Consider the following 18383-nt stretch of genomic DNA (forward strand, 5'->3'; position numbering starts at 1 on the left):
ACTGACAACTAACAACTGACAACTAACAACTGACTATTTTGCGATCATTGTCCAAACACCATCCCATGAATTTGGTGGTGGTATTTGCTGGTATTTATAGGCGCGTTCTAAATGAATTTGCACGGCTTGATCTGTTGGTTTGATGGCTTGAGCTAATTTGAAGCAGGCGATCGCTTGAGTAAAATCTCTTAATATATAGGCATTGCGACCAGCATGATAATGGTGTAAAAATTCCTGAGTGTTAGCATCTAGGGGAGTAGAGCGATCGCTGATTAACTCATAAATATTTATAGCTTGATGTTTACCTTTAACCCGAATTTTATCTAATTGACGTACCCACAGGCGATCGCTGCATAGGTTATAAGTAAACTCGCTGATAATAATATCACAGCCATATTCTTTAGTTACTCCTTCCAAACGAGAACTTAAATTCACCCCATCCCCAATCACCGTATAATCCATCCGTTTTGGTGAACCAATATTCCCAGAAACCACCTCCCCAGAACTAATTCCAATCCCAATCCGAATTTGTGGTTGAGCTTGAACAATCCGCTTTTGGTTAAACTCCTGTAATCGTCGGCGCATATCTAAGGCTGATTTTACCGCCAACCAAGCGTGATTTTCCGTAAGTGGTAGAGGCGCACCAAATACAGCCATTAAAGCATCACCAATAAATTTATCTAAAGTCCCTTCATGATTAAAAACAGACTCTACCATTGTTTCAAAATACTGATTCAGTAGTGATACCACATCCGCCGCCCCTAAATTTTCTGTTAAAGTCGTATAACCTCGGATATCAGAAAACAAAATAGTGACATCTTTCCGTTCACCCACCATTAAAGTATCCTGGCCTAAAGCCATCACTTGCTCGGCTACATGAGGATTCAGGTAACGGTATAAGGTGCTTTTCATGCGTTTTTCTCGACTGATATCTTCCAGCACCACCAAACCACCACGAGATCCACCTTCTGGGTTAGTTAAAGGATTAACAGTGAGATTAATACTGCGTTCTAACTTCTCCACTGCATCTGCACTGAGTAACTCAGATTGGGAAGTTAAAGATTGATTCCAGGGAATAAAAATATTCGGATTTTGGCGATCGCAAATAGCTAAAATTAAATCATTATTGATCTTCTTATGTAAACCCACCAACAAAATTTGTTCAGGTACATAATGTTTAGCACCATGTTTCAAACTATCTTCTAGGCGCATTTGTAAATTTTCAATTGGAATCACATCCCAAACTTGACGACCAATCAAATTTTGTTCCCATACCAACTTATTATTTCTATTATTAGCCTGTCTGACTGGACAACCTAATAATTCTAACGCCGCATCATTAATAGTCACAATTTGACCGAGCATATCCGTAGAAATTACCGCATCTGATAAACTTTGCAGAATATCTTTTTGATATTGTTTTTCCAACAAAACACTCTCAAATAATCGAGCATTTTCCAAAGCAATCCCCGCTTGGATATTAAAAGCTCGCATGAATTCTTCATCAGAAGCAGTAAAACTACCTTGTTGTTTATTAATTAATTGAGTCACCCCAATCAATTCATTAGCAGAATTAAATACTGGTAAACATAAAATATTGCGAGTTAAATAACCCGTTTTTTGATCTATAGAAGCATCGAATCTTTTATCCATATAGGCATCTGTAATATTCAGAGCCTTACCAGTTGAAGCAACATAACCGGCAATTCCCCGACTCGCACTAATGCGAATTTCCATCAGATTTTTGCTATTAACATCTTCCACCTTTGTCCATAATTCATCTAATTCTTTCCGATATAAAAATAGGGTACTCCGATCTGCTTGCATTAAGATCCGAGCCTGTTCCATGACCATTTTCAAAGTAGCTTCTAAATCCAAACTTTGTCCTAAAGTTTGTGTAGCTCGTAATAAAGCCGTTGCACCCCGTTGATGACGAGCCGCTACATAGAAAGACTGACAACTTTCTAAAATAATCCCAATAGCCGACGCAAAATCCCGAAATCTTTCCTCATCCTCCACATCAAAAGGAATTTCCCCCGCCTTATTTGCCAATTGTACTACTGCCACAGTTTGGTTTTTACTGCTCAAAACGGGCATACATAATAAATTGTGCATTTTATAGCCCATTTGTTTTTCCAACTCTGGACTAAATAGGGGATGACTTGCAGTTTCCGAGATATTCAAACAGTTACCTGTACTAGCAACATGACCAGGAATACCCACATTTATAGAAGTGCGGATTTCTAAAAACCTTTGATTATGATCTTGAGGAAGTTTTGACCATAATTGCCCCTTATCATAATCCACCAAAAAAATAGCCGTGTGTTCTGCTTGCAGAATCTGACCAATTTTCAAAGTAATAGCTTCTAGTACCTTTTCCAGCATAGTTTCTAGAGCTTCATTATTGATTAAATCAATAGCTCTAATAAATTGCTGGAACTCAGCCGTAATAAAATCCAGTAAACAGACAAATTCGTTAACAGAAAGGTCTTTAACTCGACTTAAAAGGGCATGAGTCCGGTTAACTTGGGTAAGTTCGGTTAATGTAGCCAAGACGCTACCGGGATTAGGAAGTGTCATGGGAATTTGGGATTTTAGATTTTGGATTGGAAATTTCAGTCACATATCTCTATGCAATTGAATCAGGTTTAAAAATTAGAAAAAAAGCCATATAGGTAGGTTAGCATTGAAAATCGTCGTTATGGCAAGGCAAGAGGCAAAAGGCAAGAGGCAAGAGTGAAGAGGGTTTAGGCGATTTTACTTTTCTTTACACAGATTGGTTTTATTGTGTTCACCTACTTAGCACTCTTATTCTGACTCCTGACTCCTGACTCCTGACTCCTCTTTAAAATGATTTTTTGATAATAATCTTCCAGTTGTTGTGTCGCTGATGTCCATCCCCATTTTTCTGCTTCGGCACGGGCATTTTTACGGATAATAGCTATTTCCTGCCGTTGTTTTAACAGACGGATTGTAGCATTAATCGCTTCTTGAATATCAGCCTCTGGATCAAAAAGATATCCATTTACACCATCTGTCACAATATCAGGGATGCCTCCAGAACGGGCTGCTACCACTGGACACCCGGCGGCCATAGCTTCTAGCAGCACTAATCCGAGTGTTTCTGTGCGGGAAGGAAAAATAAAAGCATCAGCACTGGCAAAGGCAGAGCCTAATTCTTTACCCATAAGATAACCGACAAAATAAGTATTTGTCCCAGCAAAGTGTTTTTCCAAAGCTTGACGGTGGGGACCATCGCCGACTAATGCTAATCTGGCATTGGGAATGGCTTCTAAAATGGGTTTAATGCGTTCAATTTCCTTTTCCGCAGAAAGACGACCAACGTACAGTAATAATGGGCTTTCTGGATGATTTTGGGAAAGATGCGATCGCATTTCCGTACTCACTAAATCAGGATGAAATAATTCTGTATCTACCCCCCGTTGCCATAAATCACACCTTTCAATCCCATGAGCGGAAAGTTCCTTTACCATCGCTGTAGAGGTACACAAATTTAACTCCGCCTGATTATGACCCAGTTTTAACAACTCCCATAGTAACCCTTCTAACATTCCTAATCCGTAATGTTGCAGATATTGGGGCAAGTGAGTATGATAAGAAGCCACCAAAGGAATTTTGAGAACTTTACTATAAAAAATCCCTGATAGTCCTAAAACTGCGGGATTAACAACATGAATAATATCTGGTTGAAACTCTTCTAAAGCGTGACCAATGGCAGGGCGAGGTAGTGCCATTTTTAACTCTGGATAGAGAGGTAAGGGAAAGCCACTAACTCCGTAAACTTTCGCACCTTTATGTTCAGTGATACCACCTTCAGGGGCAAATACCAAAACTTGATTGCCATGACGTTGTAAATGGTCAACAGTATGGCGAAGACGGGTAACAATGCCATCAACTTTGGGTAAAAAGGTTTCTGTAAATAGGGCAATTCGCATAAAAAGAAAGGAGTCAGGAGTCAGGAGTCAGGAGTCAGAAGGCAGGAGGCAGGAGGCAGGAGGTAGGGGCCTGCGCCCAGTCAGGAGTCAGGGGAGAATAAATCCTCCTTTGCCTCTTGCCTCCTTTACTGTCACCTATTTTCTATGCCAAGAGACTTTGGGAAGAATTTGTTGGTGATCAACTCGGTTCTGATACTTGACGGAAAAGTGTAATAGTGAATCAAGTAGAGAATCCGAGAGTAGATGCGGTTGTAAGCCCAAATCCAAGAGTTTGGTGTTTTTGGCGTTGAAATAGTGTTCTTCCTTCTCCACTCTGGGGTTATCTATGTGGTTAATATCCACATTTAGTCCCATAGCGTTACCGGCTTTTTTCACCATCATTGCCAAGTCACCGACACTAAATAGTTCGGTAAATTGGTTAAACACACGGAATTCTCCTGGTTCGGCAGGATTAGCGATCGCTAACTCAATACATCGCACCGTATCCCGAATATCCAAGAAGCCGCGAGTTTGTCCACCTTTACCATAGACGGTGAGGGGATGTCCCACAGTAGCTTGAATACAGAAGCGATTCAATGCTGTACCAAATACACCATCATAATCCAACCGGTTAATTAACAGTTCATCCATCCCCGTTTCTTCGGTTAAGACACCGTAAACAATCCCCTGATTTAAGTCTGTAGCCCTTAAACCCCAGATCCGGCAAGCAAAGTGGATATTATGACTATCGTGGACTTTACTCAAGTGATACATAGAACCGGGCTGTTTCGGATAGGGCAAAGTATCCTTACGTCCGTTATGTTCAATTGTAATGTATCCCTCTTCAATATCAATGTTGGGAGTTCCATACTCACCCATTGTCCCCAATTTCACCAAATGGCAATCTGGGAAATCTTCCCGCATAATGTACAGCAAATTCAACGTGCCAACCACATTATTGACCTGGGTAAGAACAGCGTGTTCGCGGTCAATCATAGAAAATGGCGCTGAACGTTGTTCACCAAAATGCACGATCGCAGTTGGTTGAAATTCGTGTAAAGCTTTGTGCAGAAACTCGTAATTAGTAATATCGCCGATAAACAGATCAATAGACTTACTAGTCAAATCCTGCCATCGCTGGAGACGTTTCTGAATTGGTGCGATTGGGGTAAGGGTTTCTACACCCAATTCATTATCCCAGTGTCGCCGCACCAAACTATCTAAAATTCCAACTTCGTAACCTCGATTAGAAAGGTATAGCGCGGTTGCCCAACCGCAATACCCATCACCACCAATAACCAGGACTTTCATCTTTACCAGTTTTTACTCGCTGATAGCTAAATCTATCAGGTTTGTGTCCCCTCTTCATCATTAAATTCTGATCAAGACAGGAATCAATTACAGCAGGAGTCACTGAGTCAGGCTTAACAAACCTGCCCGGAACTTAAGTTCCGGTCTAAAAGCTAAAGTGCGTTAAAACGCACTCTGGTTAACTCAAAATCAAAAATTATCCTATTTATTATGCTCCAACAGTCGGGTTTAACCGACTTTAGCTTTTAGACAGGGAATTTATTCCCTGGCTGCAAGGGACATCAATTTACGTTAAGTTGACTACTGACTAATTTTATACTCCTGGGCAATGTAGTAAAACAGCCGATAATAATTGGGAAAGTCTTTGCTGCCGCTTTGTCCTTGCCAGTGATACTCCAAGTTCTCTTGAGTAATAGTCAATTTGATCACAGTCACCTTTTCCCCCGCTTCTACAGCTAATACCCCAGAAAACCCCTGATGAGTTTGAAAATTAGGGACTGGACGAGAACTTTCAGTCAAGGATTTTAATATAGGCTTACTTGCATAAGCACGAATTTCGACATTTTTTTGGTTTGGTGAAACTAAAACAACACCATCATTATTGTCTGGGTTTCCTAACACCTGCCAAGTATGCGGATAGGGAAACTCAAAACCATAACGCTTATTTTTATATATATTCCATCTTGTATCTGGAAACTGGGGGTTATTAGCATTACACCCCCAAGAGATCATCCCTATCCCCACACCTGAAATAACAGCGCACAGCGCCCTGTTTATTTGTACCGCACCCATATTAAACAACTCAAAGTTGCCACCCCATTACTCATTATCAAAGTTCAATAAATTACCTGTTTTTACTATTATCTCACGTACTTGCCCTAACTTTGTTGAGAAATGTAACAAAATTGCAGTTAAAACGCTTTACCATCTTGACAACTGAGAAAAGAGCCGATAAGGTGGTATACATACCCGGGTAAGACCACCAGAAAGTTGTATGCAAACTAAGCAAAAGGTTACGTTATATTTATCACCGGAACTGCACAGAAAACTTAAAATTCGTTCTGCTGTTGATTCAGAACCAATGTCAGACCTTGCAGAACGAGCGCTCAGTTTCTACCTGACCAACTCAGAAATAGTAGAAGAGATAGAAGCGTCTTCTCATGGGCGAACTCACCGACTTTATTCCTGTCCCACCTGTGAAACTTCCCTGGTACTGCGTGATGGTGAACTGGTGAACTTGGGCAACCAACCAGGAATCATCGGACAAGATCATCTATCTATTGATGGTAGAGAAAAAGAAGAAACCCATCCCAAGGGTGAGGAAGAATTAGTTCCTTGTTAGGTAGGAATTAATGATGATTAATAGTCTGGCTTAACGCCACGCTATCGCTGATCGGTACTGTCTCTATAAGGTCTCAAGTAGGTCGATAGTATGAAAGAAGAGCTCAATATTTTAATTCAAGCTCAATACCCTTTAATCTACCTTGTGACCTCCGAGGAAGAGCGGGCAGAGCAGTCAATTTTTAAAGTCTCCCAAGATTTAAAACCCCAAAGACGAGTATATGTGTGGACAGTAACTCACGGTATCGTGGAGTACGGTCAACCCCGGAATACCACTCAACACAATACTGTCTCTCCCGAAGCAGCCATTGATTGGATTATTCGTCAAAAAGAACCCAGTATATTTATTCTTAAAGATTTACATCCCTTTATTGATGCGCCAGCAACAACCAGATCGCTCCGGGACGCGATCGCTAGTTTTAAAGGAACGCAAAAGAACATTATCTTAATGTCCCCTGTGCAACAAGTTCCGATAGAACTAGAAAAAGAAGTTGTTGTTTTAGATTTTCAATTGCCTGACATGGCTGAGTTAAATAAAGTTTTAACTTCCCATCAAGAGCAAAATCGTGGACGACGGCTAACCACCGAGGCGCGAGAAAAGCTACTCAGAGCCGCTTTAGGTCTAACTAAAGATGAAGCTGAGAAAGTCTACCGCAAAGCACAGGTAACAACTGGGCAATTGACGGAGAATGAAGTTGATATAGTTTTATCCGAGAAAAAGCAACTCATCCGCCGTAACGGTATCTTAGAGTACATCGAAGAAGATGAAACCATTGATGCTGTTGGTGGCTTGGAAGAATTGAAAACCTGGCTGACCCAACGCTCTAACGCCTTTACAGAAAGAGCGAGAGAGTATGGGTTGCCCCAACCAAAAGGAATGTTAATTCTCGGTGTTCCTGGTTGTGGTAAGTCACTCATTGCCAAAACTACATCCCGTTTATGGGGTTTACCAATTCTGAGATTAGATATGGGGCGGGTCTACGACGGCTCAATGGTGGGTCGAAGTGAAGCCAACCTGCGGAACGCCCTGAAAACAGCAGAATCAATTTCCCCCACGATTCTGTTTATTGACGAATTGGATAAATCCTTTGCGGGTAGCGGTGGTTCTGGCGATTCTGATGGGGGGACATCAAACAGAATTTTCGGCTCTTTCCTTACCTGGATGCAGGAAAAGAAATCTCCAGTGTTTGTTATGGCGACTGCTAACCGTGTAGAACGCTTACCTGGAGAGTTTTTGAGGAAAGGTCGCTTTGATGAAATATTCTTTGTGGATCTGCCCACACCTGAAGAACGTCAGGATATCTTCGGTATTCACCTGACCAAACGCCGGGAGGAAATTGCTAGATTTGATCTAGAACAACTAGCAAAAATGTCCGATGGCTTTTCCGGGGCAGAAATTGAACAGGCGATCGTGGCGGCTATGTATGAAGCCTTTGCCCAAGATCGGGAGTTCACCCAATTAGATATTATTGCTGCATTGAAGTCTACTTTGCCGCTGTCACGAACGATGCAAGAACAGGTTACAGCCTTAAGGGACTGGGCCAGACAGCGTGCTAGACCCGCAGCCTCCTCTGTCGCTGAATATCAGCGCATGGAGTTTTAAAAGCTTTCCTCTGCTGTTTGTCAGGGGGAAAGGTTAGCTACAAAGCTAACAGATAGAAAAAAGCCGTTCCCAAATCATGCGGCTTAGTTGGAAAAGAACCGTTGTCGTTTTTCTCATCAATCTTCTTATTGGAGGAAACCCAAATGTCTCACTTTAGCACTCTGCGTACCAAGATCACCGATGCCGAAATTCTCAAGTCTTCTTTGCGCGACTTAGGTATCAGCGTAAAGACTGAAGCTGATGTTCGTGGTTATAATGGTCAGCGTCTCCGTTCCGACATCGTTGCTGTATTGGAAGGCGAGTACGATCTAGGTTGGTCTCGTAACAGTGACGGTTCTTTTGACCTCATTGCTGACCTTTGGGGTGTTGCTAAGAAGCACAACCAGACCGAGTTGATCAACTCTATCAATCAAAAATATGCCGTTAACAAGACTTTGGCTGAAGTAAAACAGCGCGGTCTGCAAAACGCTAACGTTAAGTTGGTATTGCAGTAACAATTTCTCTAGCGCGTTCCCAAAGTGAAACGGGTTAACCTTCTAATAAGCGGTTAGCCCGCTTTTTTTTGTCTGATAGCGAAGCGTGGCGCAAGCCATATCAGGATTTACAGGATTTGAGTACACATTTTAAACCCAAGACTCTAATGCAAAAGAGTAAACTTGCTGAATACGTCGAAAATCATTGTCTATTTAAGGATGACATAAAATATGAATTCTGTAAATCTTACCCACGAACAATTATCTCAAGCTATTCATGAACTTCCACTGGCAGCACTTCCTGAATTAGCTGATTTTATTGAATCTTTACGGTTGCAGTTTAATTCAACTTCTGCGGCTATTAATAATGAACCAGAGGAGAGTAATTTTTTATTAAGTATTTCTGGTATAGGAGAGTCTAGTAAACCTGATTTATTAGACAAAGATGCAGAAAATTTAGAACCGGAAAGTGAACCTGATTTATCAGACAAAGATGCAGAAAATTCAGCACCGGAAATTGAGCCAACTAGAGGTATTAAGGAATTTAATATTGAGGTAAATAAATAATTATGACCGCTATTTTAGATACAAGTTTCTTAATGGCAACTGTTGATATTAAGGACGAAAATTATGGGCGTGTCCTTGATATTATAATTAATTTAAAGGAAGTATTAGTTTTACCAATAACAGTTTTAACTGAAGTTTGTCATTTGTTTACGTCTAGGTTAGGATATCCGACAACAAAACAGGTTTTAACTGAATTAGTTAATAGTAATGTCATTATTGAAGGGATTAATAAAACTGATTTAAAAAGGGTGACAGAAATTCTAAACCAATATGCTGATAGTGAGTTAGATTTTGTAGATGCAACTATTGTTGCTATTGCTGAAAGAATGAATATTACTAAGATTTTAACTTTAGATAAACATATTTTTAGTATTATTAGTCCACAACATTGTACTGGTTTTGAGATATTTCCTTAATAGGCTTTTCAGATCCCCGACTTCTTGAAGAAGTCGGGGATCTTTGACTTATACTAGAGGTACGATCGCACTCATTTGATCTAAATCTAAAACAGTGGCTAATTCTGCTTCTGTCATTAAACCTTTTTCGAGAACTATTTGCCGTAAAGATTTACCAGTTTCTAAGGATTCTTTAGCTACAGCAGCAGCATTCAAATAACCGATGTGGGTATTTAAGGCGGTGACTAATGCTAAACTACCTTCAGCATAGGCTAAACAACGTTCTTTGTTGGCAGTAATTCCTTGAATACAGTTTGTAGTTAAAGCCGAAATTGTGTTACCTAAAATTTCGATGCTGTGAATTAAATTATAGGCAATGAGGGGCATCATCACATTTAATTCTAATTGTCCTGCTTGGGCGGCAAAAGCGATCGCATTATCATACCCCATTACCTGAAAACATACCATTGATGTCATCTCTGCCATCACAGGATTATATTTCCCCGGCATAATTGAAGAACCAGGTTGCACAGGTGGAAGTTGAATTTCCTTAAATCCAGTTTTGGGACCAGAATCCATTAATCGCAAATCGTGGGATATTTTCACCAAATCCTGGGCTAAATTCCGCAAAGCCCCAGACACATTCACAAAAGCCCCCATACTTTGCATAGCAGCCATTAAATGGGGTGCAGGTTCTAGGGGAAATTCCAACAATTGCGACAGGATATCCACAACTCTTTGCCGATATTCCGGGTGAGTATTCATACCTGTTCCCGCCGCACTACCACCTAAACCCAATACCATTAAATCCCCAGACGCAATGTAAAGCCGGTTTTGGTGTTCTGAGAGAATTTGCGCCCAAGCCCGGAAATTATCCCCTAATCGCACAGGTACAGCGTCTTGCAGGTGAGTTCTCCCCGATTTGACGATATCTTGAAATTCTGTAGCTTTGGCTTCTAAAGCCGAAATTGCCTGTTCTAACGCTGGTTGTAAAGTGCGAGAAAGTGCCAATAAGCCACCAATGCGAATAGCTGTAGGGATAACATCATTGGTAGACTGTCCGTAGTTTACATGATCGTTGGGACTAACGAGTTTGTAATTACCTTTTTGATCACCCAGAATTTCTAAAGCCCGATTTGCCAAAACTTCGTTAATATTCATGTGGTGAGAAGTTCCCGCACCAGCTTGATAAACATCAACGACAAATTGATCTCGTAATGCACCTGCTAAAATTTCATCAGTAGCTTGAATAATCGCCTTGCTGATATCTGCGGGAATACAATCCAATTCTCCGTTGACAATAGCGGTGGCTTTTTTAATATATAAACCAGCATCTATATAAGTGGATAAAGGTTTAATACCGCTAATGGGGAAATTTTCAATAGCCCTTTGGGTTTGAATCCCATAATATACGTTATTGGCAATTTGGCGATCGCCCATCGAGTCTTTTTCAATCCGAAAATCTGAATTGTTAGTCATATAAAGTCGAGAATGGCAACAGAAGAACAGGGAACAGGCAAAAAACTTATTTTTAACTCAATTGAGGCTTGCTATATTTCCCACTTATCATAATACACACACCCGTGATTAAAAACGCCAAGGCACTGCCAAATCCAGCAAACACAGATGTTATTGTTGCTGGAAATACAAAACTAAAAAGACTCATAGCCAAGGAAAATTCGCCAAAATACATCCCAATTCCTAAACCTGCCCACCGTTGGGTCATCAATCCTAAAATAAAAGGAATCACCCCATTAGTAATTAAACTAAATCCAACCAAAGCCAACAATATAATCAAGAAATGTGCGCCTAAACCTAGGATTAAGATGATGGATAAAATCGTAGTTCCAATACCCGCCAACATGGCTTGACGATTACCAATTTTGGTCGCCAAAAATCCCGCAGGTAAGGCAACAAAAGCCAAAGTCAAGCTAATTCCTACCATGATTGTCGTGATATTATCTGTATTTAATTGAGTTTTCAGAGTCTTGCTGATAGCACTCATTAGTAATCGAGAACCCCAAGCCATACTCAAACCTGTCAGGAAAATTATGCCTAATTTGTCAATAGGTATTTCCGACATTTTCGGGATTTTGGGAATGTTGAAAATCTCCCGATTAACTGGCGTTTCTGGAGGTGCAAAAAACCGCACAGTAAACACTGCCAGTAACAGCACAAACGAAGCTATAGAAAAAGCAAAAATCGGACCCAAACCTAAAATAAATTTATTACCAATATCCCGAAAAGAACCAACTATCCCCCCTGCTAAAGTTAAAAAACTTGCAGCTAATGGCAAATCTTTTGGAGTAGCATATTTTCCTAATAAAGAAATTGCCGGAGAACGAAATATTGTCATGGCTAATGCCCAAGCAATCAAAACTAAAGGTAAAATTCCTTTAATTACTTCTATTGGGGGAATAAAAGTCACAACACAAGGTATGGCAATAAACAAGCTTGCTGCTAAAATCACACCGGCACAAATCAAGGGAAAGCGACTCCCTACCCAGCGAACAGCTTGATCTGAAAGTCCCCCCATAACTGGTTCTAATATCAAACCCAAGGCAGTTTCTAGCACCAGTAAACTAGCTGCCAGGGATGCAGGAAATCCAAATTGAGTTAACAATTTAGGCAAATATAGATTATAAACTAACCAAGTCAGGGTAATTGCTGCTTGTAATCCGGCTAAAGCTAAAACTTGCACCCATAAAATACTGGGTTGGGATTTTGAGATATTCATAAAATTATATGGGAAAAAGTGCAAAATTATGGCACGGTTTAGGGAAATGAGGGGACAAAATTTACAAAATAATTCATTCCCAACTCAGTGACTTTCGCTGTATATTTTTGTAAGCAATTGCAGTATAAGCTTTTTGTATGCAGATTTATAAAAAATTAGTATTAATTTTTAACAATGCAGTAGAATAGGATCATGGAATTAGCTGTAACTTAACGTACCTGTTTACAAACCGTCACAAGGGTTGTTATCAGCAATACACAATATTTGGTATGCTCTCTCATACTCATGTCATTTCTTCCTTAAGGAATAGGTAATAGGCAGATGGAAAAATCAGTCATGAGTAAGTATTCTTTCCATTTACCTCTTCCCAGATGATCAATTATCCATTATTTATTTCCTAAACTATTGCATGAATCTAAATCGAGTTAAATCCATCCCCAAATGGACACAATTACCGTCTCCATCCATATTTTGTTCCGAAGTATCTATGCAATTGGGTATAGATACATCCGTTTCCCAATTACAACAGCAGGTAGAATATTTACAAATCCAATTAGAGTTGGAAAGACAAGAACATATTCAAAAAATACAGCAAATTCAGAAATTTCAAGGATTGCTACAACATATTACTGAACACATCCGCGATAGTCTCGATGATCGCCAAATATTAACAATTATTACTCAAGAATTAGTTGATTTATTACAACTTAATCGCTGTCAAATTGAACTGTATAATCCCTGTTTGACTGCTGCTACAGTTACCTACGAATATAGTGTTAGTTTACCCTCTTTTCAAGGTTTAACCACAAAAATTGCTGATTTTCCCCGAATTTATCAATCCCTATTGCAAAAACAAATTTGGCAATCTATAGAAATTGTTCCTGGACATGATTCTGGCTTACAAATGATGAGTCAATTGGCTTGTCCAATTTTTGATTATCGAGGATTTTTGGGCAATATTTGGCTAATTCGGCAGACAGAGGCAAAATTCGGAGAGTTAGAAATATCTTTTTTACAGCAAATAGCTAATCAATGTGCGATCGCCATTCGTCAATCTCAACTATACACAAAAACTAAAACCCAAGTTCAAGAAATTGAAAACCGAGAACATCATCACCACGAATTTATCAGACATCTTGCCCAAGAATTACGCACACCCATTACTAATATTAATCTTGCTGTACAAACCTTAGAAAGTCTCATAACACCAGTCGGGATTGTAGATATAGAAATAGTCTCCCAACTATTACAAATTCTCCATCATGAATGTGGACGCGAAGATAAATTACTTAACGATCTTCTTACCTTTGCATATCTGAAAACCCATTCTGAACCTCCTACTTTAATTACTATTGATTTTTCAACTTGGTTATTTCCTATTGTTGAATCTTTTCGAGATGTTACCAATTGTCAGCAACAACAGTTACACCTAGATATCTCCACAGAAATACCCCATTTATCCACAGATATCACCGATTTAGAAAAAATTATTACCCTACTACTCAACCAAGCTTGTCAATGCGCTCCCGCAGGTGAATCAATTACAGTTACCGCCGATTTGAATGCAGACACAGTAGAATTACAAATTAGTATTTCCGGTGTAGAAATACCTCACCATGAACTATCACAAGTTTTTCAGCCATTTTACCGCATTCCCAAACATTCCCCCTGGCAAGCACAGAACACCGGCTTAGAATTGGCATTAGTCAAAACAATGGTACAGCGTTTAAATGGGTTGATTCATGCTAAGAATATCAACAATCGCATCACTTTGATCATGCAATTTCCCCTGTAGCCAGTTTTTTAGCTGCAACACTAGCGCAAAAGTCAAAACTCTGATATCATGACCTAATGAACGGGTGAGTAGCTCAACGGTAGAGCAGTTGACTCTTAATCAATTGGTTGCGGGTTCGATTCCCTCCTCACCCATTAGCTTTCAGCTTTTGGAATTTTTGTCCTTAACTAATTCTTGACTAAATTTAGGAAATATCCCCATCGAAAGCTGAGATTTGCTATAGCCATTCTATTTGATTTGTGAACATTGCAAGAGTCAGAATTAAACGCAGATAAACGCAGATAAACGCAGATGATTTTGTATTTCATTCGGCTGAATGCTTACGTTTGAGGCAAGGAAACCTAACATGATTGGCATTGATGATTTTTTCTCACGCAGAGGCGCAGAGGACGCAGAGAGTAAGAGTTTAGGAACTAGAATATTTGATTTTCATACCTCAATTCAGCAATGCCAAATGATTAATATTTTGGTTGGGTTAAGCGACAATGCAACCCAATTTACCAAAATTTAAACAGTAGTGGTTTCCGAAATTGCCCCTTGCATTTTCATAAAAGTATCTATTAAAGTTTGCAATTGTTGGTCTGCTTTAAATACTCCTAAACCTCTTGCTGTTACTTTTCCAGGAGAATAAACAAACCTAGCTTTCATTGTGGGAGTGAGATTTTCTGCTAAGAGATTCCAAGCAGGTTCTTCCATTGGGGTTTCTAAAACAATGTGCTGTTTATTCTCTGGTTTAATGCGGCTAAATCCCAGATTTTTAGCTAATTGCTTGAGTTCCATAACTCGCAATAGTTGATTTGCAGGTACGGGTATAGTTCCATATCTATCTGTCCATTCCGCAGCAATTTGTTTGAGTTCATATTTTGATTTTACTGTGGCTACAGCGCGATAAGCGCTCATTTTTTGATCAAGATCAGGAATGTAGGTGGCAGGAATAAATGCAGTGAGATTAAGATCAATTTGGGTATCTTCAACTTTGGGTATTTCTTGACCTCTAATTTCTCGAATTGCTTCTTCTAACATTTCCATGTACAAATCAAAGCCAATGACATCCATTTGTCCAGATTGTTCTGCACCTAGCAAGTTTCCTACTCCGCGAATTTCCATATCTCGCATTGCTAATTGATATCCAGAACCGAGTTGTGTAAATTCTTGAATTGCTCTTAATCTTTGTCTGGCGGCATCGGATAATTCTCTTTGTTTAGGATAAAATAACCATGCGTGGGCTTGAATGCCGGCACGTCCTACCCGACCCCGTAATTGATATAATTGAGATAAACCAAAACGGTGGGCATCTTCTATTAATATTGTATTAACTCGCGGAATATCTAAACCAGATTCAATAATTGTCGTACAAACTAGGATATCAGCGTCATTATTGCCGAAAGTCAGCATGGTTGATTCTAACTCGCTTTCGTCCATTTGACCATGGGCGATCGCAAATCTGCCTCCTGGTACCATTTCTCGTAAGTTTGCAGTGGTTTCTTCAATTCCATCTACTCGCGGAACTACATAAAATACCTGTCCACCTCGATCTAATTCTTGACGAATTGCACTTCTGACAATATCAGAATTTAAAGGTGCGAGATGGGTTTGAATTGGTCTTCTGGTAGGAGGTGGTGTGGTAATTAAACTCATTTCTCGAATCCCAGATAATGACATATATAAGGTTCTAGGAATGGGAGTTGCGGAAAGAGTTAAAACATCAACTTGAGTTTTTAAGCTTTTAATTTTTTCCTTTTGATTAACTCCAAATCTTTGTTCTTCATCAATTACCAAAAGTCCTAAATCTTTAAATTGTACACCTTTTCCTAATAATTGATGTGTCCCCACAACTATATCTAATTCTCCAGTTGCCAGACGTTTTTGAATGTTACGTTTTTCTTCTGCACTGCGAAACCGATTTAGTAAACCCACATTCACAGGATAGGGGGCAAAACGTTCTTTAATTGTGTGATAATGTTGTTGAGTTAAAATCGTTGTTGGGGCTAAAAGTGCAACTTGTTTTCCTGCGGTGACAGCTTTAAAAATTGCCCGAATTGCTACTTCTGTTTTGCCAAAACCCACATCTCCACATACTAACCTATCCATCGGTCTTTCACTTTCCATATCCCGTTTCACATCTTGTACAGCTTTTAGCTGATCTGTGGTAGGTTGGTAAGGAAAAGAATCTTCCATTTCTTCTTGCCAAGGCATATCTGTGGGATAGGAAAAACCTTGTTGTTGAGAACGGGCAGCATACAACTTTAACAAATCTACTGCTAGTTTCTTAATGGCTTTACGGACTTTGTTTTTGGTATTTTCCCAGGCTTTGCCGGTCATTTTATGTAATTCTGGGGCTTTATCTCCACTGGTGCGAAAACGAGATAAAGAACTAACTTGATCAGCCGCAACTCTTAACAAACCATCTGCATATTGCACAACTAAATAATCACGGGTTTCATCATTAATAGTTAAACTTTCTAATTTGACAAATTTACCAATACCATGACTACGATGAACAACATAATCTCCCTGACGTAATTTATTAGGATCAACTTGTTTAGATGTGGCTTGACGACGTTTACGGACATAGCCAAAATTAGCTAAAGAATGTTGTCCATAAAATTCTCTATCGGTGACAATGACTAATCGAAAAGAAGGTAAAATAAAACCTTCTAATTCTGCTAAACCGGAATATTTAAGGGCAATTGGGATATGATTAATTTGCAGTTTATCAATAGCTTGATAATCGCGGGGATTGGGGATAAATTGGGCAGGACAATCATGTTCTTGTAGCAAAGAAACCGAACGGGAAGGTTGAGCCGAAAGTATCCAAACTGCAAAATTGCGTTCTCTCTCGTTTCTAATAGTTTCCCCTAACTTGGCAAATTGGTGAGGTGTTACAGGTAAAGGTCTACTCGCTAAATTCAACCCATTATTTTCTTCTGACAATTCCGATAAATATAACTTTCTAAAATTACTAATTTCCGCTATACATTCATCAAAATCTCGATGAATCTTAGGTAATTCAACCGACAACTGACCACTGACCACTGACCACTGACTATTAGCATTTTCCACCCAGCGATCGCTATGAGCATAACATTGTTCTGGTTCATCAATGGCAACAAGGGTATTTTCTGCTAAATAATCCAGCAATGAAGCCGGTTTTGCAAAAGCCAACCCCAAAAACCGCCGACTCCCTTCCAGTGCAGACGTTTCCTGAAACATCTCTACATTTGGTAAATCTTTTAGCGCATCTAAAACAATCGGGGCAAAACTTGTCGGGGTGAGGGTAACTTTTTCCACCTTATCCAAGGCAGAACGCTGAGTAGCAGGGTCAAATTCCCGAATTTGTTCAATTTCATCGCCAAACCATTCCAAGCGCACAGGCAACTCTGAGGACACAGGAAACACATCCACAATATCCCCCCGTCTACTCCATTGGCCTTCAGTTTCCACCAGAGGAACTCGTTCATATCCCAAAATCGTAATTTTTTCCCCAAACCCATCTAAATCAAATTCCATCCCTTTTTCCAAAGTCACACAAAATGATTTAAACGCTGCCGGAGGTGGTAAATGCGGCTGCAACGCCCCCACAGTCGCAATTATCGCCGTTTTTTGCTTTTGCACCCCCTGTACGGGCGGGGTCTCCCCGCCCCTTGTTTCATCACCCCTCGCCACCAAATCAGCTAAAACCTGCATTTGCCCCCAACTCAACTCATTTTCAGGGTCGAAAGGTTCATAGGGAGAAGCTTCGGAAGTAGGATAAAAATGCACAGTTTTCCAACCCATTGCTTCCATTTGGGCAAAAACCCGCCCAGCTTCCTCTAAAGTGGCACAGACCACACATAAATCCTGATCTTCATAATTTGCTAATGCTGAAGCTACCAGTCCTTTGGGGAGACGAGAAATCCCATTTAACCGCAATTCCTGTTGTTTGTTGAGTTTAGTAATTAGTTCTGCGGTAAGAGGCGATCGCGCCAAAGCACGCACAATAGAAGAAAAGGCCATAAGTTTTACGCTAAAAAAGGAAATCGCTGCTGATGTCAAAATCTAAAAGCAGTTTATATCAACTATTTTAAAAGTTTTAATCGGACTCTTGACCATGAATGGCCGAGAATAATGAAAGCAGGGGAGTAGGGGGGGGGTAGGGGGGCAGGGGAGAAAATTCTATTGCCTATTGCCTATTGCCTTCTTTTATAACTATGACTTTGTATATAGTCAAAGTATTTAGAGAATCA

General features: G+C 39.9%; 14 protein-coding genes and 1 tRNA gene. 8 read left to right on the top strand and 7 right to left on the bottom strand.

The window, feature by feature from the left end; all coding sequences use genetic code 11:
• Positions 1–33: 33 nt before the first annotated feature.
• From FJR05_RS22105 to FJR05_RS22120, 4 genes are all read right to left on the bottom strand, one after another.
• On the bottom strand, positions 34–2580 hold the full coding sequence (locus tag FJR05_RS22105) for an adenylate/guanylate cyclase domain-containing protein (protein WP_168646093.1): 2547 nt from the start codon (positions 2578–2580) through the stop codon (positions 34–36).
• 215 nt (positions 2581–2795) lie between these two features.
• Positions 2796–3956 carry a glycosyltransferase family 1 protein gene (locus FJR05_RS22110; protein ID WP_168646094.1) on the bottom strand — a complete coding sequence of 387 codons (1161 nt, stop codon included), beginning with the start codon at positions 3954–3956 and terminating at the stop codon, positions 2796–2798.
• Positions 3957–4091: 135 nt separating this feature from the next.
• Complete coding sequence (locus FJR05_RS22115; RefSeq protein ID WP_168646095.1) at positions 4092–5246, bottom strand: NAD-dependent epimerase/dehydratase family protein; 1155 nt, start codon at positions 5244–5246, stop codon at positions 4092–4094.
• A gap of 300 nt (positions 5247–5546) precedes the next feature.
• Positions 5547–5978 carry a hypothetical protein gene (locus tag FJR05_RS22120; protein ID WP_254447016.1) on the bottom strand — a complete coding sequence of 144 codons (432 nt, stop codon included), beginning with the start codon at positions 5976–5978 and terminating at the stop codon, positions 5547–5549.
• Positions 5979–6240: 262 nt separating this feature from the next.
• On the opposite strand from FJR05_RS22120, the gene FJR05_RS22125 reads away from it, so the two are divergent.
• The 5 genes from FJR05_RS22125 (at position 6241) to FJR05_RS22145 (ending at position 9646) form a co-directional block, all read left to right on the top strand.
• On the top strand, positions 6241–6588 hold the full coding sequence (locus FJR05_RS22125) for a hypothetical protein (protein WP_168646097.1): 348 nt from the start codon (positions 6241–6243) through the stop codon (positions 6586–6588).
• A 90-nt stretch (positions 6589–6678) separates the two neighbouring features.
• Complete coding sequence (locus tag FJR05_RS22130; protein ID WP_168646098.1) at positions 6679–8190, top strand: AAA family ATPase; 1512 nt, start codon at positions 6679–6681, stop codon at positions 8188–8190.
• Between the two features lie 143 nt (positions 8191–8333).
• Entirely contained in the window at positions 8334–8684 is a 351-nt protein-coding gene (locus FJR05_RS22135; RefSeq protein WP_015081375.1) for a DUF1257 domain-containing protein, read from the top strand.
• 210 nt (positions 8685–8894) lie between these two features.
• A complete protein-coding gene (locus FJR05_RS22140; protein ID WP_168646099.1) occupies positions 8895–9230 on the top strand; it encodes a hypothetical protein in 336 nt (111 codons plus the stop codon).
• 2 nt (positions 9231–9232) lie between these two features.
• Positions 9233–9646, top strand: a complete 414-nt coding sequence (locus FJR05_RS22145; RefSeq protein WP_168646100.1) for a type II toxin-antitoxin system VapC family toxin — start codon at positions 9233–9235, stop codon at positions 9644–9646.
• Between the two features lie 48 nt (positions 9647–9694).
• Here the strand turns inward: FJR05_RS22145 and FJR05_RS22150 are convergent, their stop codons facing one another.
• Complete coding sequence (locus tag FJR05_RS22150) at positions 9695–11104, bottom strand: aspartate ammonia-lyase (RefSeq protein ID WP_168646101.1); 1410 nt, start codon at positions 11102–11104, stop codon at positions 9695–9697.
• A gap of 52 nt (positions 11105–11156) precedes the next feature.
• Positions 11157–12362 carry an SLC45 family MFS transporter gene (locus FJR05_RS22155; protein ID WP_168646102.1) on the bottom strand — a complete coding sequence of 402 codons (1206 nt, stop codon included), beginning with the start codon at positions 12360–12362 and terminating at the stop codon, positions 11157–11159.
• Positions 12363–12771: 409 nt separating this feature from the next.
• Here FJR05_RS22155 and FJR05_RS22160 point away from each other — a divergent pair, with 409 nt between their 5' ends.
• The 3 genes from FJR05_RS22160 to FJR05_RS22170 all read left to right on the top strand — a co-directional run bounded on the left by FJR05_RS22160 (position 12772) and on the right by FJR05_RS22170 (position 14668).
• Entirely contained in the window at positions 12772–14157 is a 1386-nt protein-coding gene (locus tag FJR05_RS22160; RefSeq protein ID WP_168646103.1) for a HAMP domain-containing sensor histidine kinase, read from the top strand.
• Between the two features lie 62 nt (positions 14158–14219).
• A tRNA-Lys gene (locus tag FJR05_RS22165) sits at positions 14220–14291 on the top strand.
• Between the two features lie 212 nt (positions 14292–14503).
• The gene (locus FJR05_RS22170; RefSeq protein WP_168646104.1) at positions 14504–14668 is read left to right on the top strand and encodes a hypothetical protein; all 165 of its coding nucleotides are present in this window, start codon (positions 14504–14506) and stop codon (positions 14666–14668) included.
• Here FJR05_RS22170 and mfd read toward each other — a convergent pair.
• On the bottom strand, positions 14665–18153 hold the full coding sequence (mfd, locus tag FJR05_RS22175) for a transcription-repair coupling factor (protein WP_168646105.1): 3489 nt from the start codon (positions 18151–18153) through the stop codon (positions 14665–14667). The genes FJR05_RS22170 and mfd overlap by 4 nt on opposite strands.
• Positions 18154–18383 lie beyond the last annotated feature (230 nt).

It is taken from the genome of Dolichospermum sp. UHCC 0259, assembly GCF_009711935.1.
Taxonomy (GTDB): domain Bacteria; phylum Cyanobacteriota; class Cyanobacteriia; order Cyanobacteriales; family Nostocaceae; genus Dolichospermum.

Excerpts from the sequence above, each read along its gene's own strand:
- FJR05_RS22150 (WP_168646101.1), bottom strand. The coding sequence starts at position 11,104 with ATGACTAACAATTCAGATTTTCGGATTGAAAAAGACTCGATGGGCGAT.
- FJR05_RS22125 (WP_168646097.1), top strand. The coding sequence starts at position 6,241 with ATGCAAACTAAGCAAAAGGTTACGTTATATTTATCACCGGAACTGCAC.
- FJR05_RS22115 (WP_168646095.1), bottom strand. The coding sequence starts at position 5,246 with ATGAAAGTCCTGGTTATTGGTGGTGATGGGTATTGCGGTTGGGCAACC.
- FJR05_RS22110 (WP_168646094.1), bottom strand. The coding sequence starts at position 3,956 with ATGCGAATTGCCCTATTTACAGAAACCTTTTTACCCAAAGTTGATGGC.
- FJR05_RS22155 (WP_168646102.1), bottom strand. The coding sequence starts at position 12,362 with ATGAATATCTCAAAATCCCAACCCAGTATTTTATGGGTGCAAGTTTTA.
- FJR05_RS22145 (WP_168646100.1), top strand. The coding sequence starts at position 9,233 with ATGACCGCTATTTTAGATACAAGTTTCTTAATGGCAACTGTTGATATT.
- FJR05_RS22170 (WP_168646104.1), top strand. The coding sequence starts at position 14,504 with ATGATTGGCATTGATGATTTTTTCTCACGCAGAGGCGCAGAGGACGCA.
- FJR05_RS22140 (WP_168646099.1), top strand. The coding sequence starts at position 8,895 with ATGAATTCTGTAAATCTTACCCACGAACAATTATCTCAAGCTATTCAT.
- FJR05_RS22120 (WP_254447016.1), bottom strand. The coding sequence starts at position 5,978 with ATGATCTCTTGGGGGTGTAATGCTAATAACCCCCAGTTTCCAGATACA.
- mfd (WP_168646105.1), bottom strand. The coding sequence starts at position 18,153 with ATGGCCTTTTCTTCTATTGTGCGTGCTTTGGCGCGATCGCCTCTTACC.
- FJR05_RS22160 (WP_168646103.1), top strand. The coding sequence starts at position 12,772 with ATGAATCTAAATCGAGTTAAATCCATCCCCAAATGGACACAATTACCG.
- FJR05_RS22105 (WP_168646093.1), bottom strand. The coding sequence starts at position 2,580 with ATGACACTTCCTAATCCCGGTAGCGTCTTGGCTACATTAACCGAACTT.
- FJR05_RS22135 (WP_015081375.1), top strand. The coding sequence starts at position 8,334 with ATGTCTCACTTTAGCACTCTGCGTACCAAGATCACCGATGCCGAAATT.
- FJR05_RS22130 (WP_168646098.1), top strand. The coding sequence starts at position 6,679 with ATGAAAGAAGAGCTCAATATTTTAATTCAAGCTCAATACCCTTTAATC.